The organism is Streptacidiphilus sp. BW17 (genome assembly GCF_041262485.1).
In the GTDB taxonomy this organism is placed as follows: Bacteria; Actinomycetota; Actinomycetes; order Streptomycetales; family Streptomycetaceae; genus Streptacidiphilus.
On sequence record NZ_JBGCCR010000007.1, the window covers coordinates 143,798 to 159,411 of the forward strand.

13 protein-coding genes are annotated in these 15,614 nt (G+C 68.6%); 2 read left to right on the forward strand and 11 right to left on the reverse strand.

The annotated features are described in order from the left end of the window. Nucleotides 1-65 precede the first annotated feature (65 nt). The 6 genes from mreD to ABH940_RS11335 form a co-directional block, all read right to left on the reverse strand. Nucleotides 66-782, reverse strand: a complete 717-nt coding sequence (gene mreD, locus ABH940_RS11310) for a rod shape-determining protein MreD (protein ID WP_370063354.1) — start codon at nt 780-782, stop codon at nt 66-68. Between the two features lie 4 nt (nt 783-786). Then, complete coding sequence (gene mreC / locus ABH940_RS11315) at nt 787-1,728, reverse strand: rod shape-determining protein MreC (protein WP_370105149.1); 942 nt, start codon at nt 1,726-1,728, stop codon at nt 787-789. Between the two features lie 70 nt (nt 1,729-1,798). Further along, a complete protein-coding gene (locus tag ABH940_RS11320) occupies nt 1,799-2,824 on the reverse strand; it encodes a rod shape-determining protein (protein ID WP_370063798.1) in 1,026 nt (341 codons plus the stop codon). A 306-nt stretch (nt 2,825-3,130) separates the two neighbouring features. After that, nucleotides 3,131-3,553, reverse strand: coding sequence for a nucleoside-diphosphate kinase (ndk, locus tag ABH940_RS11325; RefSeq protein ID WP_370063350.1), 423 nt, complete (start codon nt 3,551-3,553; stop codon nt 3,131-3,133). A 189-nt stretch (nt 3,554-3,742) separates the two neighbouring features. Then, nucleotides 3,743-4,111 (reverse strand): DUF4233 domain-containing protein, encoded by a 369-nt coding sequence (locus ABH940_RS11330; RefSeq protein ID WP_370105150.1) that lies wholly within the window; start codon nt 4,109-4,111, stop codon nt 3,743-3,745. A gap of 216 nt (nt 4,112-4,327) precedes the next feature. Then, the gene (locus ABH940_RS11335; RefSeq protein ID WP_370063346.1) at nt 4,328-5,665 is read right to left on the reverse strand and encodes a folylpolyglutamate synthase/dihydrofolate synthase family protein; all 1,338 of its coding nucleotides are present in this window, start codon (nt 5,663-5,665) and stop codon (nt 4,328-4,330) included. Between the two features lie 75 nt (nt 5,666-5,740). Here ABH940_RS11335 and ABH940_RS11340 point away from each other — a divergent pair, with 75 nt between their 5' ends. After that, complete coding sequence (locus tag ABH940_RS11340; protein ID WP_370105151.1) at nt 5,741-7,111, forward strand: MFS transporter; 1,371 nt, start codon at nt 5,741-5,743, stop codon at nt 7,109-7,111. A 193-nt stretch (nt 7,112-7,304) separates the two neighbouring features. On the opposite strand, the gene ABH940_RS11345 is transcribed toward ABH940_RS11340, so the two are convergent. After that, the gene (locus ABH940_RS11345) at nt 7,305-9,932 is read right to left on the reverse strand and encodes a valine--tRNA ligase (protein WP_370063795.1); all 2,628 of its coding nucleotides are present in this window, start codon (nt 9,930-9,932) and stop codon (nt 7,305-7,307) included. Between the two features lie 165 nt (nt 9,933-10,097). Between ABH940_RS11345 and ABH940_RS11350 the strand changes: the two genes are divergently transcribed. Continuing rightward, nucleotides 10,098-10,880: a peptidylprolyl isomerase gene (locus ABH940_RS11350; protein ID WP_370063342.1), complete on the forward strand. Its 783-nt coding sequence runs from the start codon at nt 10,098-10,100 to the stop codon at nt 10,878-10,880. A 68-nt stretch (nt 10,881-10,948) separates the two neighbouring features. On the opposite strand, the gene clpX is transcribed toward ABH940_RS11350, so the two are convergent. The 4 genes from clpX to tig all read right to left on the reverse strand — a co-directional run bounded on the left by clpX (nt 10,949) and on the right by tig (nt 15,493). After that, nucleotides 10,949-12,232 (reverse strand): ATP-dependent Clp protease ATP-binding subunit ClpX, encoded by a 1,284-nt coding sequence (gene clpX, locus ABH940_RS11355; protein WP_196195550.1) that lies wholly within the window; start codon nt 12,230-12,232, stop codon nt 10,949-10,951. 258 nt (nt 12,233-12,490) lie between these two features. Beyond that, nucleotides 12,491-13,153 carry an ATP-dependent Clp protease proteolytic subunit gene (locus tag ABH940_RS11360; RefSeq protein ID WP_370105152.1) on the reverse strand — a complete coding sequence of 221 codons (663 nt, stop codon included), beginning with the start codon at nt 13,151-13,153 and terminating at the stop codon, nt 12,491-12,493. A gap of 58 nt (nt 13,154-13,211) precedes the next feature. After that, nucleotides 13,212-13,829 carry an ATP-dependent Clp protease proteolytic subunit gene (locus ABH940_RS11365; RefSeq protein ID WP_196195730.1) on the reverse strand — a complete coding sequence of 206 codons (618 nt, stop codon included), beginning with the start codon at nt 13,827-13,829 and terminating at the stop codon, nt 13,212-13,214. Between the two features lie 266 nt (nt 13,830-14,095). Beyond that, nucleotides 14,096-15,493 carry a trigger factor gene (gene tig / locus ABH940_RS11370; protein ID WP_370063337.1) on the reverse strand — a complete coding sequence of 466 codons (1,398 nt, stop codon included), beginning with the start codon at nt 15,491-15,493 and terminating at the stop codon, nt 14,096-14,098. Nucleotides 15,494-15,614: the final 121 nt, after the last annotated feature.

Genomic DNA, 15,614 nt, shown 5'->3' on the forward strand with positions numbered 1-15,614 from the left:
ACTTCTGCCTGGCTGCCGCCGTGTCCCGCGCGGGAGGGCGACGGTGTCTCAGTTCTCGGCGGCGCTCACTTGGCGCCGCTCTTGGCGGTGCGGCTGAACCTGCTGCCGCTGCCGCTCTTGGCGGACTTGGACGACGGGTTGCCGAAGCCGGGCACCGTGCCCAGGCCGGCCGCGCCGCCGGTACGCGTACCGCGGTCGCCGAAGAAGGTGCCGCGGCGGTTGACGCCGATGCGGCGCGGCTTCGGCGTCCCGCCGCGGCTCTGCCCGTCGGCCGTCGGGTCGCTGACGGTGCGCCGGGCCAGCGCCATGACGGCGGGGACGACGAACGGGGCCAGCAGCACGTCGTAGACGACCGAGGAGATCAGCAGGCCGGTGAGGCCCACGTGCCGGGCGGCGGTGTCGCCGACCAGCGCGCCGACGCCCGCGTAGAGCACGGTCGCGCCGAACGCGGCGACCGCGACGACCGCCAACGGGCGGGTGACCGAGCGCAGGTGGCCGGTCTCCGGTCGCATCAGCCCGGCGGCGTAGCCGACCAGGCAGAGCACCAGCGCGTAGCGGCCGACCGCGTGGTCGGACGGCGGCGCGAGGTCCGCGAAGAGCCCGGCGAAGAAGCCGACCAGGCAGCCGGTGACGTGGCCGTAGACCAGCGCCAGACCGATCACGACGAGCAGCAGCAGGTCCGGCACCGCGCCGGGCAGGCCGAGCCGGGCCAGGATGCTGACCTGGACGACGACCGCGAGCACCACGAGGGCCGCGGAGAGCAGGGCGCGTTGGAACCACATGGCGTCAGTTCTTCTTCCCGGCGTGAGCGGACGTGGTCGCAGACGGGGCAGGCGCGGACGGAGTCGGGGCCGGCGCGGGCGGGGCCTGCTTGGGCGGCAGCACCGCGTACCGCGGGTCGGTGGCGGGCGGCTGGACCACGACGCCGACCAGGTCGAGCGTGGTGAAGCTGACGAACGGCTGGACCAGCACGGTCTTGGTCAGCTCGCCCGGGGTGTTGACGATCTGGGTGACCCTCCCGACCGGGACGCCCGGCACGAAGGGCTTGTCGTCCTCCGAGCCGAAGCTGACCAGCCGGTCGCCGACCTTGACGTTGGCATGGCCGTTGAGCAGCTCGACGCGCATCGGGGCGTCGCCCTCGCCGGTGGCGAAGCCGACCTCGCCGCTGCCCTCCATCCGGGTGCCGACGGTGAAGCGCGGGTCGTCGGCCAGCAGCACGGTGGAGGTGGTGGGCGCGACCGTGGTGACCCGGCCGACCAGGCCGTCGCCGTCGATGACGGTCATGTCACGCTGGATGCCCTCGTTGCTGCCGATGTCGATGGTGATGGTCCAGGAGAAGTCCTGGCTCGCTCCTATGGCGACGACCTGGGCGGCCTTGATGGTGTACTGACCCGCGCCGGCCTCGCCGAGCAGCTTGGTCATCTCGCCGTTCCGGCCCTTGACCTCGTCGGAGGAGGTCAACTGCTGCTTGAGCAGCTGGTTCTGCTGCTCGAGCGCCCGGATCCGGTCGCCCTGGCTGCCGGAGTCGCGCAGCGAGTGGAGACCGTCGGCGATCGGCCGGACCAGCCCGGAGACGCCGCTCTCGACGGGTCCGAAGACCGACGCCGCGGCGGACCGCGGACCGTTCAGCGGTGAGTCGTCACCGCCGCGGATGTCCACGGTGATCAGTGCGAAGGCGACCGCCACCAGCAGGATCAGCAGAAGCCGGCTCTCTCGTGTGTCCCTCACGACTCTCGGCAGGGCCCTTCAGTTCTTCGTGCTCAGTGGCTGGAGATGAAGAAGAGGTGCTGACGCGTCGTCAGCGGCGTGGCTGGGCGTCCAGGACCTGCTGGAGCGCCTCGAACTCCTCGACGCACTTGCCGGAGCCGAGTGCGACGGAGTCCAGCGGGTTCTCCGCGATGAGCACCGGCATGCCGGTCTCACGGCGTAGTCGCTCGTCCAGGTTGCGCAGCAGCGCGCCGCCCCCAGTGAGAACGATGCCGCGGTCCATGATGTCACCGGCGAGTTCCGGCGGGCACTGGTCCAGTGTCGTCTTGACGGCGTCGATGATGGTGGAGACCGGCTCCTCGATCGCCTCGCGCACCTCGGCGGCCGAGATCACCACGGTCTTGGGGAGCCCGCTGACCAGGTCGCGGCCGCGGATCTCGCTGTGCTCCTCCTTGTCCCCCTCGGTGGGGTAGGCGGAGCCGATGGTCATCTTGATCTGCTCGGCGGAGCGCTCACCCAGGAGGAGCGAGTACTCCTTCTTGATGTGCTGGATGATCGCGTTGTCGAGCTCGTCGCCGGCCACCCGGATGGACTGCGCGGTGACGATGCCGCCGAGCGAGATGACGGCGACCTCGGTGGTGCCGCCGCCGATGTCAACGACCATGTTGCCGGTGGCCTCGTGGACCGGCAGCCCGGCGCCGATCGCCGCCGCCATCGGCTCCTCGATGATGTGCACCTGGCGCGCACCGGCCTGGGCCGACGCCTCGATCACCGCGCGGCGCTCGACCCCGGTGATGCCGCTGGGCACGCAGACCACGACCCGCGGACGGGCCAGGTAGCGGCGGCGGTGGATCTTCAGAATGAAGTACCGCAGCATCCGCTCGGTGATCTCGAAGTCGGCGATGACGCCGTCCTTGAGCGGACGGATGGCCACGATGTTGCCGGGCGTGCGCCCGATCATCTTCTTGGCCTCGGCTCCGACGGCGAGGATCCCACCGGTGTTGGTGTTGACCGCCACCACCGACGGTTCGTTGAGGACGATCCCTCGACCCCTGACGTACACCAGCGTGTTGGCCGTGCCGAGGTCGACAGCCATGTCACGACCAATGAACGACATGTTGTTCGCCATGGGGATGAGGGGCCTTCCCGAGCTCGCGGATGAGGGGGCGACGGCGGCACATGGCCGGGCGGATACGCCGACTCACGGGCCATCAGCTAGTGCTACTGCGACCATGAACGAAGCTGCCGTCGAGCAGTCACCATGGTAGCGACGGGACCTTTGTCGCCATTGTCCGTGCAGACGATCGGATATCCCGCCATTGGGACGCCGTGTGTCGAAGTTCGGTTCCGGATGGCTCAAGCAAGTGCCGTACGGATCCGGTGAAGAAGCTGTGCGGTGAGAAAAGTCGAATGTGCCTGGGGCTCAGGCGTGTCGCGGAAAGAAGATCTTGATCTCGCGCTCGGCGGAGTTCTCCGAGTCGGAGGCGTGGATCAGGTTCTCGCGGGTGATGGTCGCGAAGTCGCCCCGGATCGTGCCCGGGCCGGCCTCCAGCGGGTTGGTCTTGCCGGCGAGCAGTCGGATGCCCTCGATGACGCTCTCGCCCTCGACGATCATCGCGACGGACGGGCCGGACGACATGAACTCCATCAGCGGCGCGTAGAACGGCTTGCCGACGTGCTCGGCGTAGTGCTGCTCCAGGGTGGCCGCGTCCAGGGTGCGCAGCTCCATGGCCGCGATCCGCCAGTTCGCCTTGCGCTCGATCCGGGAGACGATCTCGCCGACCAGACCACGGGCCACGGCGTCGGGCTTGAGCAGGACCAGGGTGCGCTGGGACGACGAGGACATGGGGACGGCTCCCTGGGTTGCGATGTGATGATCGACACGAACACTACCCGAGCGGTGTGTGATCTTCCGCAGCGGGACTGCCTGTTCCGAGGCTGGGCCGTGACGACGGCTCGACCGGGCAGAGCGGAGGGAAAATCACCCGGCAGAGTGGCCGGTCCGGTCGTGCCTGCGCCTGAATGCAGGGGTGTGCTAGGCGGTTGCGCTCTGCGCCGCCGGGGCCGCCTGGTCCGCTTGGGTCTCGCGGGCGGCCTTGATCGTGTCGATCTTGCGGCCGTAGTGCACGGAGCACCACCACAGGCCCGCGAAGATCACGCCGAGTGCGTACATCATCCCCACAATCGCCCCACTGGCGATCAACGCGATCTGCAGCGCCCACCCGACCGTCACCGCGCCCTTGCGGTTCAGCACCCCGCAGAGCAGGACGCAGAGCGCCATGGCCGCGCCCGAGACGGACCACAGCGTGCCGCTGGACACATCCGACAGATGCATGGCGACGAGCGCGGCGAAGCCGATGACCATGGCTTCGCTGATGAGGGTGGTGGAGCAGAGCGTACGCACGCGGCAAGCTTAATCGCCGGTCCTGAACGCCTTGCAGCCGGGGAGGTAGCAGCTACCTCAGGGGCGCGGGGAACTGCGCGAGCAACCACCGGCATGCGGATGGCCCTGCTCGTTCGGCCTGCCACCCTGCGTGGGTGGCTTGTCGCGCAGTTCCTCGCGCCCCTGACAGTGCAACCACCGGCGGCAGCCACAGCCCCCGCGCCCTGGATAGTGCAACTACTTGCCGAGCAAGAGGCGGGCCTCGCCGATGGTGATGATGGAGCCGGTGATGAGGACGCCCGCGCCGCCGAGGTCGCCCTCCTCCTCGGCGAGGGTCACCGCGGCGTCGATCGCGTCGTCGAGGCGGGGCTCGACGTGGACGCGGTCGGGGCCGAAGACCTCGACCGCCAGCTCGGTCAGGCGGTCGACGTCCAGCGCGCGATGGGTCGAGTTCCGGGTGACCACGATCTCCGCCAGGACCGGCTCCAGCGCCTCCAGAACGCCGGTGACGTCCTTGTCGCCGCTCGGCGAGAAGACGCCGACCAGGCGGGTGAAGGCGAAGGCTTCGCCGATCGCCTCCGCCGTGGACCGGGCCCCGGCCGGGTTGTGGGCGGCGTCGAGGACGATCGTCGGGCTGCGCCGGACGACCTCCAGCCGGCCGGGCGAGCTGACGTCGACGAACGCGGCGCGGACCTTGTCGATGTCGAGCGGCTGGTCGTGCGCCGCCCCGACGCCGAAGAAGCCCTCGACCGCGGCCAGGGCCAGCGCGGCGTTCTGCGCCTGGTGCGCACCGTGGAGGGGGAGGAAGACCTCCTCGTACTCGTGCCCGCCGATCCCGCGAAGCGTGACCAACTGGCCACCGACCGCGACGTCACGGCGCACCACGCCGAACTCCATGCCCTCGCGGGCGACCGTCGCGTCGATCTCGACCGCGCGACGGAGGATCACCTCGGCGGCGTCCAGCGGCTGCTGGGCGACGACGGCCAGGCCGCCCTTCTTGATGATCCCGGACTTCTCCCCCGCGATCGCCGCGGTGGTGTCACCGAGCTTGTCGGTGTGGTCGAGGGCGATCGGCGTGATCACGGAGACGACCGCGTCGATCACGTTGGTCGCGTCCCAGGTACCCCCTATCCCGACCTCGATGACCGCCGCGTCGACCGGGGCGTCCGCGAAGCAGGCGTAGGCCATCGCGGTGACGACCTCGAAGAAGGACATCGGGTTGGGCTGCTGCGCGTCGACCATGGCGACGTACGGCTTGATGTCCTCGTAGGTCTGGACGAAGAGCTCGGGGCTGATCGGCTGGCCGTCGAGGGAGATGCGCTCGGTGATCGACTCGACGTGCGGGCTGGTGTAGCGGCCGGTGCGCAGCTCGAAGGTGCGCAGCAGCTGCTCGATCATGCGAGCGGTACTGGTCTTGCCATTGGTCCCGGTGATGTGGATGGACGGGTAGGACAGCTGGGGCTGGCCCAGGATGTCCATCAGTGCCTTGATCCGCTCCAGGGACGGGTCGATCTTGGTCTCAGGCCACTTGGCCACCAGTTCCGCGGTTACCGCGGTCAGCTCAGTGTCGCTCACGTCGCAAGTCTACGGAGCGAACGAAGGACCTTGGTCCCTAGTCGTTTGACGGTTGTCTTATGCAAAGTGGGCCAGATGTCCACAGTCATCGACAACGCACCGTATACGGCATTTCACCGGCGTCTTGCGCTGGCCTGCTCAGGCGGGCCACTGCTCGACGGCTACATCCTCAGCATCGTCGGCGTCGCCGTCACCGGCATGCAGCCCGAGCTCGGACTCAGCACGGCGGCCGTCAGCCTGATCGGGGCCTCCGCCCTGATCGGGATGTTCGTGGGGGGCGCAGTCTTCGGGGTGCTGACGGACAAGATCGGCCGCGAGGTGATGTACACCGCCGACCTGCTGGTCATGGTGGTCTGCTCCGTACTCTCGTTCTGGGCGGACCAGGTCTGGCTCATCGTCGCGCTCCGCTTCGTGCTGGGCATGGCGGTCGCAGCCGACTATCCGATCGCCACCTCACTCCTGGCGGAGTGGCTGCCCATCAAGGAACGCGGCAGGCTGCTCGGCAAGCAGATCGTCGCCTGGTACGCGGGCTCCGTGCTGGCGTACGTCGTCGGCTACTTCTTCCAGCAGTTCGGCGGCAACGGCAGCTGGCGCTGGATGCTGGCGAGCTCGGCCGTCCTCTGTCTCTTCTTCCTGGTCATCCGGCGCGGCTCGCCCGAGTCCCCCCTCTGGCTGGCCCAGCACGGGCGCGGCGAGGAGGCCGTCGCCGTGGTCCGCAAGCACCTCGGCCGCGAGGTCACCGTCGCCGAGCTGACGTCCGGTGGGACGGACGAGGCGACGGGCGAGCGGATCGGCGCAGGCTCGCTGCGGGTCCTGTTCAGCCCCGCCTACCGTCGCCGGACGCTCTTCTGCGGCCTGTTCTTCCTGTGCCAGGTGGCGCCGCTCTTCGCGATGCTGACCTTCGGCCCGGCCATCCTGGGCTCCTTCGGCCTGCCCGGCGGCACTGTGATGGACACCCTCGGCACCGGGCTGATCAGCCTGGTCTTCCTGGTCGGCTGCTACCCGGCGCTGCGCGCCATCGACACGCGCGGCCGGCGGCCCACGATCATCCTGTCCTTCGCTCTGATGATCGTCCCGCTGGTCTTCCTGGGCGTCTGGCCCACCGCCCCGGCGGCGCTGGCGCTGATCGCGCTGTGCGCGTACGCGTTCCTCTGCGGCGGTCCGAACGTGCTGGACTGGACGTATCCGAACGAGCTGTTCCCCACTCAGGTGCGGGCGACTGCCGTCGGTTTCGCGACGTCGGTGAGCCGGATCGGCGCGGCCGTCGGTACGTACCTGCTCCCGCTCTCCCTCAGCGGGCTGGGCATCGGCCCGACCATGCTGATGGCTGCCGCCTTGACCGCCGTGGGCCTGCTGGTCTGCGTGCTGTGGGCGGAGGAGACGAAGGGCGTCGGCCTACAGACGTCGTCCCAGACCCCGGCTGAGCCGGAACTAGTCAACGCGTAAGTAGTTGCACTACCTCAAGGGGCACGGGGAACTGCGCGAGCAACCACCCTGTGCGAATGGCCCTGCTCGCTGAGCGACTCACCACACTGGGTGGCTTGTCGCGCCCACGCGGCGGAGCCGCACATCAGCAGAGCCCCGCGCCCCTAGATAGTGCAACCACCTGCGGCAGCACAAGCACCGCTAGGTGCTGCAACTAGCCCTGGGGAAGCGCCGCCAGCTGGGCGGTCAAGCGCTCGATGTCCTCGCCCGCCTTCGTCAGGCGCCCGCGGATCTTCTCCACCGCCGCCGGGGCCGCCTTCGCCACGAAGGCCTCGTTCGACAGCTTCGCGGTCGCCTGCGCCAGCTCCTTCTCCGCTGCGGCGAGGTCCTTGCCGAGCCGCTTGCGCTCGGCCTCGACGTCGATCGCGCCGGAGAGGTCCAGCGCGACCGTCGCGCCCGCGATCGGGAGGGTGGCCGTCGCGTGGAAGCCGTCCTCCGCCGGGGTGAGGCGGGCCAGGGAGCGGAGCGCGCCCTCGTGGGCGACCAGCGGGGTGCCGGCCAACTCCAGCTTGGCTGCCACCTTCTGGCCCGGCTTGAGACCCTGGTCGGCGCGGAAGCGGCGGACCTCGGTGATGACCTGCTGCAGCAGCTCGATCTCCTTCTCCGCCGTCGTGTCGCGGAAGCCGCTGTCGGACGGCCACTCCGCCACAACCACCGACTCCCCGCCGGTCAGCGTCGTCCAGAGCGTCTCCGTCACGAACGGCGTGATCGGGTGGAGCAGACGCAGCGTCACGTCCAGCACCTCGCCGAGCACGCGACGCGTCGCGTCCGCCGCCGGGCCGCCCTCGGCCAGCGTGGACTTGGTGAGCTCGACGTACCAGTCGAAGACCTCGTCCCAGGCGAAGTGGAACAGCGCGTCCGTCAGCTTGGCGAACTGGTAGTCGTCGTAGAGCGCGTCCACCTCGGCGACGGTGGTGTTCAGCCGCGACAGGATCCAGCGGTCCGCCGCGCTCAGCTGCTCCGCGGCCGGGAGCGGGCCCTCGACCGTCGCGCCGTTCATCAGCGCGAAGCGGGTGGCGTTCCAGACCTTGTTGCAGAAGTTGCGCGAGCCCTGGACCCAGTCCTCGCCGATCGGCACGTCCGTGCCGGGGTTGGCGCCGCGCGCCAGCGTGAAGCGGAGCGCGTCCGCGCCGTAGGCGTCCATCCAGTCCAGCGGGTTGACCGCGTTGCCGAAGGACTTCGACATCTTCTTGCCGAACTGGTCGCGGACCATGCCGTGCAGGGCGATGGTGTGGAACGGCGGGGTGCCGTCCATCGCGTAGAGGCCGAACATCATCATCCGGGCGACCCAGAAGAAGAGGATGTCGTACCCGGTGACCAGCACGGACGTCGGGAAGAACTTCTCCAGCGTGGGGGTCTGCTCGGGCCAGCCCAGCGTCGAGAAGGGCCACAGGCCGGAGGAGAACCAGGTGTCGAGGACGTCGGTGTCCTGGTGCCAGCCCTCGCCCGTCGGGGCCTCGTCGTTCGGGCCGACGCAGACGACCTCGCCGTTGGGGCCGTACCAGACCGGGATCCGGTGGCCCCACCACAGCTGACGCGAGATGCACCAGTCGTGCAGGTTGTCGACCCAGGCGAAGTAGCGGGACTCCATCTCCTTCGGGTGGATCTGGACGCTGCCGTCGCGGACCGCGTCACCCGCGGCCTTGGCCAGCGGGGCGACCTTGACCCACCACTGCATGGAGAGGCGCGGCTCGATGGTGGTCTTGCAGCGCGAGCAGTGGCCGACGCTGTGGGTGTAGGGGCGCTTCTCGGCGACGATCCGGCCCTCGGCGCGCAGCGCGCCGACGATCGCGGAGCGGGCCTCGAAGCGGTCCAGGCCGAGGAACGGGCCGTGGACCGTGATCACGCCGTGCTCGTCGAGGACCGCGATGGACGGCAGGCTGTGGCGCTGGCCGATCTCGAAGTCGTTCGGGTCGTGCGCGGGCGTCACCTTCACGGCGCCGGTGCCGAACTCCGGGTCGACGTGGACGTCGGCGACGATCGGGATCCGACGGCCCGTCAGCGGCAGCTCGATCTCGGTGCCGACCATGTGCCTGTAGCGCTCGTCGTCCGGGTGGACGGCCACGGCGGTGTCGCCGAGCATCGTCTCGGCACGCGTGGTGGCGACGACGATGCTGTTCTCGCCCTCGCCGTAGCGGATGGAGACGAGCTCGCCGTCGTCCTCCTGGTACTCCACCTCGATGTCGGAGATCGCGGTGAGGCAGCGCGGGCACCAGTTGATGATGCGCTCGGCGCGGTAGATCAGCTCGTCGTCGTAGAGCCGCTTGAAGATGGTCTGGACGGCCTGCGAGAGGCCCTCGTCCATGGTGAAGCGCTCACGCGACCAGTCCACGCCGTCGCCGAGGCGGCGCATCTGACCGCTGATCTGGCCGCCGGACTCGGCCTTCCACTGCCAGACGCGGTCGACGAAGGCCTCCCGGCCCAGGTCGTGGCGGGACTTGCCCTCCTTGGCGAGCTCGCGCTCGACCACGTTCTGGGTGGCGATACCGGCGTGGTCCATGCCGGGCTGCCAGAGCACCTCGTAGCCCTGCATCCGCTTACGGCGGGTCAGCGAGTCGATGATGGTGTGCTCGAAGGCGTGGCCCAGGTGCAGCGAGCCGGTGACGTTCGGCGGCGGGATGACGATGGTGTACGGCGGCTTCTCGCTCTTCTCGTCCGCCGCGAAGTAACCGCGCTCTACCCAGCGCTCGTAGAGCGGCCCCTCTACCTCGGCCGGCGTGTACTGCGTCGGCAACGTTTCGAGGGCGCTTTCGTCCCCGGTCTGGGCGGGGCGCTGGTTCATGTCGGTCACGACGGCAAGTTTAGGGGGCTGCCGAGCCTGGTCACGAACCGCAGGGAAGTAACGGAGAGCCTCGTTCGTGCGCCGTGGTCCGACCCGTCACACTGGTGTGCTGACATTGGTCGGCCGGCGGGCACAGCCGTGGCGGCACAACGGTGAGGAGCAAAGGTGAGCGAGGACCCGGGCGCGGCGCGTCGGGCGCGGATGGATGCGTTGCGCGCCCAGGAGGCGGCCAGGGCACAGCGGCAGAAGCTGCTGATCTTCGGTGGCGGGGGCCTGGTGGTCCTGGTCGTCGTCGGTCTGGTGCTGTGGCTGACCCTGGGCAACTCGTCCAGCAGCAAGAGCAGCACGGCGAGTGCCGCCAGCAGCGCCGGGTTCTGCGGGAACGTCGCCGCAGGCAGCCCGAACAACAAGCAGTGGCCGAACCCGCCTGCGCTGAGCATCGACACCAAGGCGACCTACACCGCCACCCTGAAGACCTCCTGCGGCGACATCGGCGTCAAGCTGGATGCGCAGCACGCGCCGCAGACGGTCAACAGCTTCGTCTTCCTGGCGCAGCAGGGCTTCTTCGACCACACCAAGTGCCACCGTCTGACGACGGCCGGCATCTACGTGCTGCAGTGCGGCGACCCGACCGGCACCGGCACGGGCGGCCCCGGCTACAAGTTCAACGACGAGTACCTGAGCGACCCGGCGATCCAGGGCGGCACGTACCCGGCGGGCACGCTGGCCATGGCCAACTCCGGTCCGAACACCAACGGTTCGCAGTTCTTCCTGGTCTACAAGGACAGCCAGCTGTCGGCGAACTACACGCCGTTCGGCACCATCACCAGCGGGCTGGACATCCTCGACCACGTCGGCGCCGACGGCAGCGACAACTCCAACGGCCAGGGCGACGGTCATCCCAACGACAACGTCGTGATCAACAGCGTTACGGCGGTCAAGCAGTAACAGCCGGGTGCGGCAGGAAGGGCCCGGGGCGTTTCGCCCCGGGCCCTTCTTGCTGTGCCTGTTACGCGCTACGCGCTCTTCTCGCGGCGCTCACGCTGGCCGCGGATGTCGCGCGGGACCAGCGTCGGGTTCACGTGCTCCAGCACGACCTGCTCGTCGACGACCACGCGGGCGACGTCCTTGCGCGAGGGGACCTCGTACATCACGGACATCAGCACCTCCTCCATGATCGCGCGCAGGCCGCGGGCGCCGGTGGAGCGCTTGATCGCCTGGTCGGCGATGGCCTCCAGGGCCTCGGCGGTGAACTCCAGCTCGACGCCGTCCAGCTCGAACAGCCGCCGGTACTGCTTGACCAGGGCGTTCTTCGGCTCGGTCAGGATCTGCAGCAGCGCCTCGCGGTCCAGGTTGTGGACCGAGGTGATCACCGGCAGACGGCCGATGAACTCGGGGATCATGCCGAACTTGACCAGGTCCTCCGGCATGACCTCGCGGAACATGTCGCTGGAGTCGATCTCGTGCTTGGAGCGGATGGTCGCGCCGAAGCCGATGCCCTTCTTGCCGGCCCGGCCCTCGATGATCCGCTCCAGACCGGAGAAGGCACCGCCCACGATGAACAGCACGTTCGTCGTGTCGATCTGGATGAACTCCTGGTGCGGGTGCTTGCGCCCGCCCTGCGGCGGCACCGAGGCCGTCGTGCCCTCCAGGATCTTCAGCAGCGCCTGCTGCACGCCCTCGCCGGAGACGTCACGCGTGATCGACGGGTTCTCGCTCTTGCGGGCGACCTTGTCGATCTCGTCGATGTAGATGATCCCCGTCTCGGCCTTCTTGACGTCGTAGTCGGCCGCCTGGATCAGCTTGAGCAGGATGTTCTCGACGTCCTCGCCGACGTAACCGGCCTCCGTCAGCGCGGTGGCGTCCGCGATGGCGAACGGGACGTTGAGCATCCGGGCGAGGGTCTGCGCCAGCAGCGTCTTGCCGGAGCCGGTGGGGCCCAGCAGCAGGATGTTGGACTTGGCGAGCTCGATGCCGTCGTCGCGGCCGTGCTTGCCGTTCTCCCCTGCCTGAACGCGCTTGTAGTGGTTGTAGACAGCCACCGAGAGCGACTTCTTGGCCGACTCCTGGCCCACCACGTAGCCGTCGAGGAACTCGTAGATCTCGCGGGGCTTGGGCAGCTCCTCGAAGCGGACCTCCGAGGTCTCCGCCAGCTCCTCCTCGATGATCTCGTTGCACAGGTCGATGCACTCGTCGCAGATGTACACGCCGGGCCCGGCAATGAGCTTCTTCACCTGCTTCTGGCTCTTGCCACAGAACGAGCACTTGAGCAGGTCGCCACCGTCACCGATGCGTGCCACGAGGTGCTTCCCCTTCGCCAACGGCTCCCTGGGGGACGGAGCCTGGTGCTTGGTATCCGACGGTACTCCGCCAGGACCCCCGATTCGCCGTCTTCGGCGGTTCCCACTTCCGCCCTGGGCGAATATCCGGCTCACGACCGGACAACGGAACGACGGAACGATAAGTCGGTACTGACGATGGTGCCAGGCCCTGCCCCCGGCTCCAAGAGCCGGGGGCGGTCTGGCTGCGTGGTACTGGTCTCAGCTACCCGCTGCTGCTCAGTCCTGCAGGGAGTTCTTGCGAGTGGAGACGATCTGGTCGACGAAGCCGTACTGGAGCGCCTCCTCGGCCGTGAGGATCTTGTCGCGCTCGATGTCCTCGCTGATCTCCTGCTGGGTCTTCTTGGAGTGCTTGGCCAGCAGCTCCTCCAGCAGTTCGCGCATGCGCTGGATCTCGTGCGCCTGGATCTCCAGGTCGGAGACCTGGCCGCGGCCGGTCTCGGTGTACGGCTGGTGGATCAGCACGCGGGCGTTCGGCAGCGCCATGCGCTTGCCCGGCGTACCGGCGGCCAGCAGCACGGCGGCGGCCGAGGCGGCCTGGCCCATGCAGACCGTCTGGATGTCGGGCTTCACGAACTGCATCGTGTCGTAGATGGCCGTGAGCGCGGTGAAGGAGCCGCCGGGCGAGTTGATGTACATGGAGATGTCCCGGTCCGGGTCCATCGACTCCAGGCAGAGCAGCTGCGCCATGATGTCGTTCGCCGAGACGTCGTCGACCTGGGAGCCCAGGAAGATCACGCGCTCCTCGAAGAGCTTGGCGTACGGGTCGTACTCACGGATGCCCTGCGAGGTGCGCTCGACGAAGCGCGGAATGATGTAGCGGCCCTCGGCACGCATGTCCTCCATGCGCGCCTTGGCACTGTCGAGGCTGGGGATGTTCATCGGGTCTTCCGTCCTCCGGAACGATGGTCTGTGGTGGTTGGTGCGACCGACGCGGCGCTCAGGCGCCGGTGCCGCCGCCACCGGGGACGTCCGCGGCGCTGTGCATGATGTTGTCGATCAGGCCGTACTCCTTGGCCTCGACCGGCGTGAACCAGCGGTCGCGGTCGGAGTCCTTGGTGATCTGATCCGTCGTCTGACCGCTGTGCTCGGCGATCAGTTCGGCCATCCGGTGCTTGAGGCGGACCAGCTGCTGGGCCTGGATGCGGATGTCCGTCGCGGAGCCGCCGAGGCCCGCCGAGGGCTGGTGCATCAGGATCTCGGCGTTCGGCAGCGCGAAGCGCTTGCCCTTGGCGCCGGCGGTGAGCAGGAACTGGCCCATCGAGGCGGCCATGCCCATCGCGATGGTGACCACGTCGTTCTTGATGTACTGCATGGTGTCGTAGATCGCCATGCCGGCGGTGACCGAGCCGCCCGGAGAGTTGATGTAGAGGAAGATGTCCTTTTCCGGGTCGGCCGCGAGCAGCAGGAGCTGCGCGGTGATCCGGTTGGCGATGTCGTCGTCGACCTGCTGGCCGAGGAAGATGATGCGCTCGTTGAGCAGACGGTTGTAGACCTGGTCCCCCAGTCCGCCACCGCTGATGTCACCGGCGGCACGGGGAGTCACAAGCCCGGGCATCGAGATCTGCGGAATCGTCACGTATCCACCTGCTCGTTGTTGGCACGACAGCTGATCGTCGAAGACAGCCGTCACAGCGTTTCCACCGACCCTAACGCGCGGGACTTGCCTGGCCATCCCTCACACCGACCTGTTCGCTTTGAGCGTCACGTGTGCGGACCAGCGCGTCGCGCTTCGGGCCTCCGGATCGGATACGGCAGGGCCCGGACCGCGCACTGCGGTCCGGGCCCTGCCGGTGTTCGTCAGGTACTGACGTCCAAGGGGGCTCAGGCCTCCTCGGTCTCCTCAGCCTCGACCACGACGGTCTCGACGGCCTCGGAGATCTCGTCGTCGGCGTCCTCGTCGTCCTCGAAGTCGACGACCTCGCCGTTGGTGTCGACGACCTTGGCGGCCTCGACCACGGACGCCAGCGCCTTTCCACGGACGACCTCACCGACGAGCAGCGGCACCTGGCCACCCTGGACGACCTGCTGGGCGAACTCGTCCGGGGTCATGCCGGAACCGGCGGCGCGGCGCAGCAGGTGCTCGGTGAGCTCCTCCTGGCTGACGTTCAGCTCCTCCTTGGCGGCGATCGCGTCGAGGACGAACTGGGTCTTGATGCCCTTCTTGGCCTGCTCGTCGAGCTCGGCGTCGAACTCCTCGGCGGTCTTCTCCTGCAGCTTCAGCCAGGCGTCCATGTCGATGCCCATCTGGGGCAGCTGGTGGTGCTCCAGGTTGTGCTTGCGGGTCTCGATCTCGTCCGCGAGCAGCTTCTCCGGGTACGGCATGTCGACGAGCTCGAGCAGCGCGTCGAGGACCTTCTCCTGGGCCTGGGTGGCCTGGTCGAACTCCTTCATGCGGGCGAGCCGCTTGCGGGAGTCGTCCTTCAGCTCGTCCAGGGTGTCGAACTCGCTGGCCATCTGGGCGAACTCGTCGTCCAGGGCGGGGAGCTCCTTCTCCTGCACCGCGGTGACCGTGACGGTGACCTCGGAGTCCTTGCCCGCGGCGGAACCGCCCTTGAGCTCGGTGGTGAAGGTGGCGGTGCCGCCGGCCTCGAGGCCGATGACGGCCTCGTCGATGCCGTCCAGCAGGCGGCCGGAGCCGATCTCGTAGGTCACGCCGGTGGCGGTGCCGTCCTCGGGGACGTCACCGTCGACCTTGGCCGTCAGGTCCACGACGACGATGTCGCCCTCGGCAGCGGCGCGCTCGACGGCGTTGACCGAGGCGAAGCGCTCGCGGAGCTGCTCCAGGCTCTTCTCGAGGTCCTCGTCGGTGACCTCGATCGCGTCGACGGTGACCTCGATGGTGTCGAACTCGGGGAGCGTGACCTCGGGACGGATGTCCACCTCAGCGGTGAACTTCAGGTCGCCGCCGTCGGCAAGCTTCTCGACGCCCTCGATCTCGGTGATCTCCGGCTGGCCGAGGACGTCGATCTTGCCCTCTTCGACAGCCTGACCGTAGAACTTCGGCAGCGCGTCGTTGACGGCCTCCTCCAGCACGGCACCGCGGCCGAAACGCTGGTCGATGACGCGAGCCGGGATCTTGCCCTTACGGAAACCCGGAACCGTGACCTGCTGGTTGATCTTCTTGTACGCCGCGTCGAGGCTGGGCTTGAGCTCCTCGAAGGGCACCTCGACGGTGAGTCGAACCCGGGTCGGGTTCAGAGTCTCCACGGCGCTCTTCACGGTTGGGTCTCCTTGGGGGCTTTACGGGTCGGTGTGTCCGCCCCGGCCCGCATTCTCGGGCGCGCGGCGAGACGGGTGATGCGTCTTGGTGACTATCGCCCGCCGGGCAGGTGGTTGGTTC

What these genes read in the sequence shown, in the direction of transcription:
- mreD (WP_370063354.1), bottom strand. Translation starts at nt 782, where the DNA reads ATGTGGTTCCAACGCGCCCTGCTCTCCGCGGCCCTCGTGGTGCTCGCG.
- ABH940_RS11320 (WP_370063798.1), bottom strand. Translation starts at nt 2,824, where the DNA reads ATGTCGTTCATTGGTCGTGACATGGCTGTCGACCTCGGCACGGCCAAC.
- ndk (WP_370063350.1), bottom strand. Translation starts at nt 3,553, where the DNA reads ATGTCCTCGTCGTCCCAGCGCACCCTGGTCCTGCTCAAGCCCGACGCC.
- ABH940_RS11340 (WP_370105151.1), top strand. Translation starts at nt 5,741, where the DNA reads ATGTCCACAGTCATCGACAACGCACCGTATACGGCATTTCACCGGCGT.
- ABH940_RS11345 (WP_370063795.1), bottom strand. Translation starts at nt 9,932, where the DNA reads ATGAACCAGCGCCCCGCCCAGACCGGGGACGAAAGCGCCCTCGAAACG.
- ABH940_RS11360 (WP_370105152.1), bottom strand. Translation starts at nt 13,153, where the DNA reads ATGAACATCCCCAGCCTCGACAGTGCCAAGGCGCGCATGGAGGACATG.
- ABH940_RS11365 (WP_196195730.1), bottom strand. Translation starts at nt 13,829, where the DNA reads ATGCCCGGGCTTGTGACTCCCCGTGCCGCCGGTGACATCAGCGGTGGC.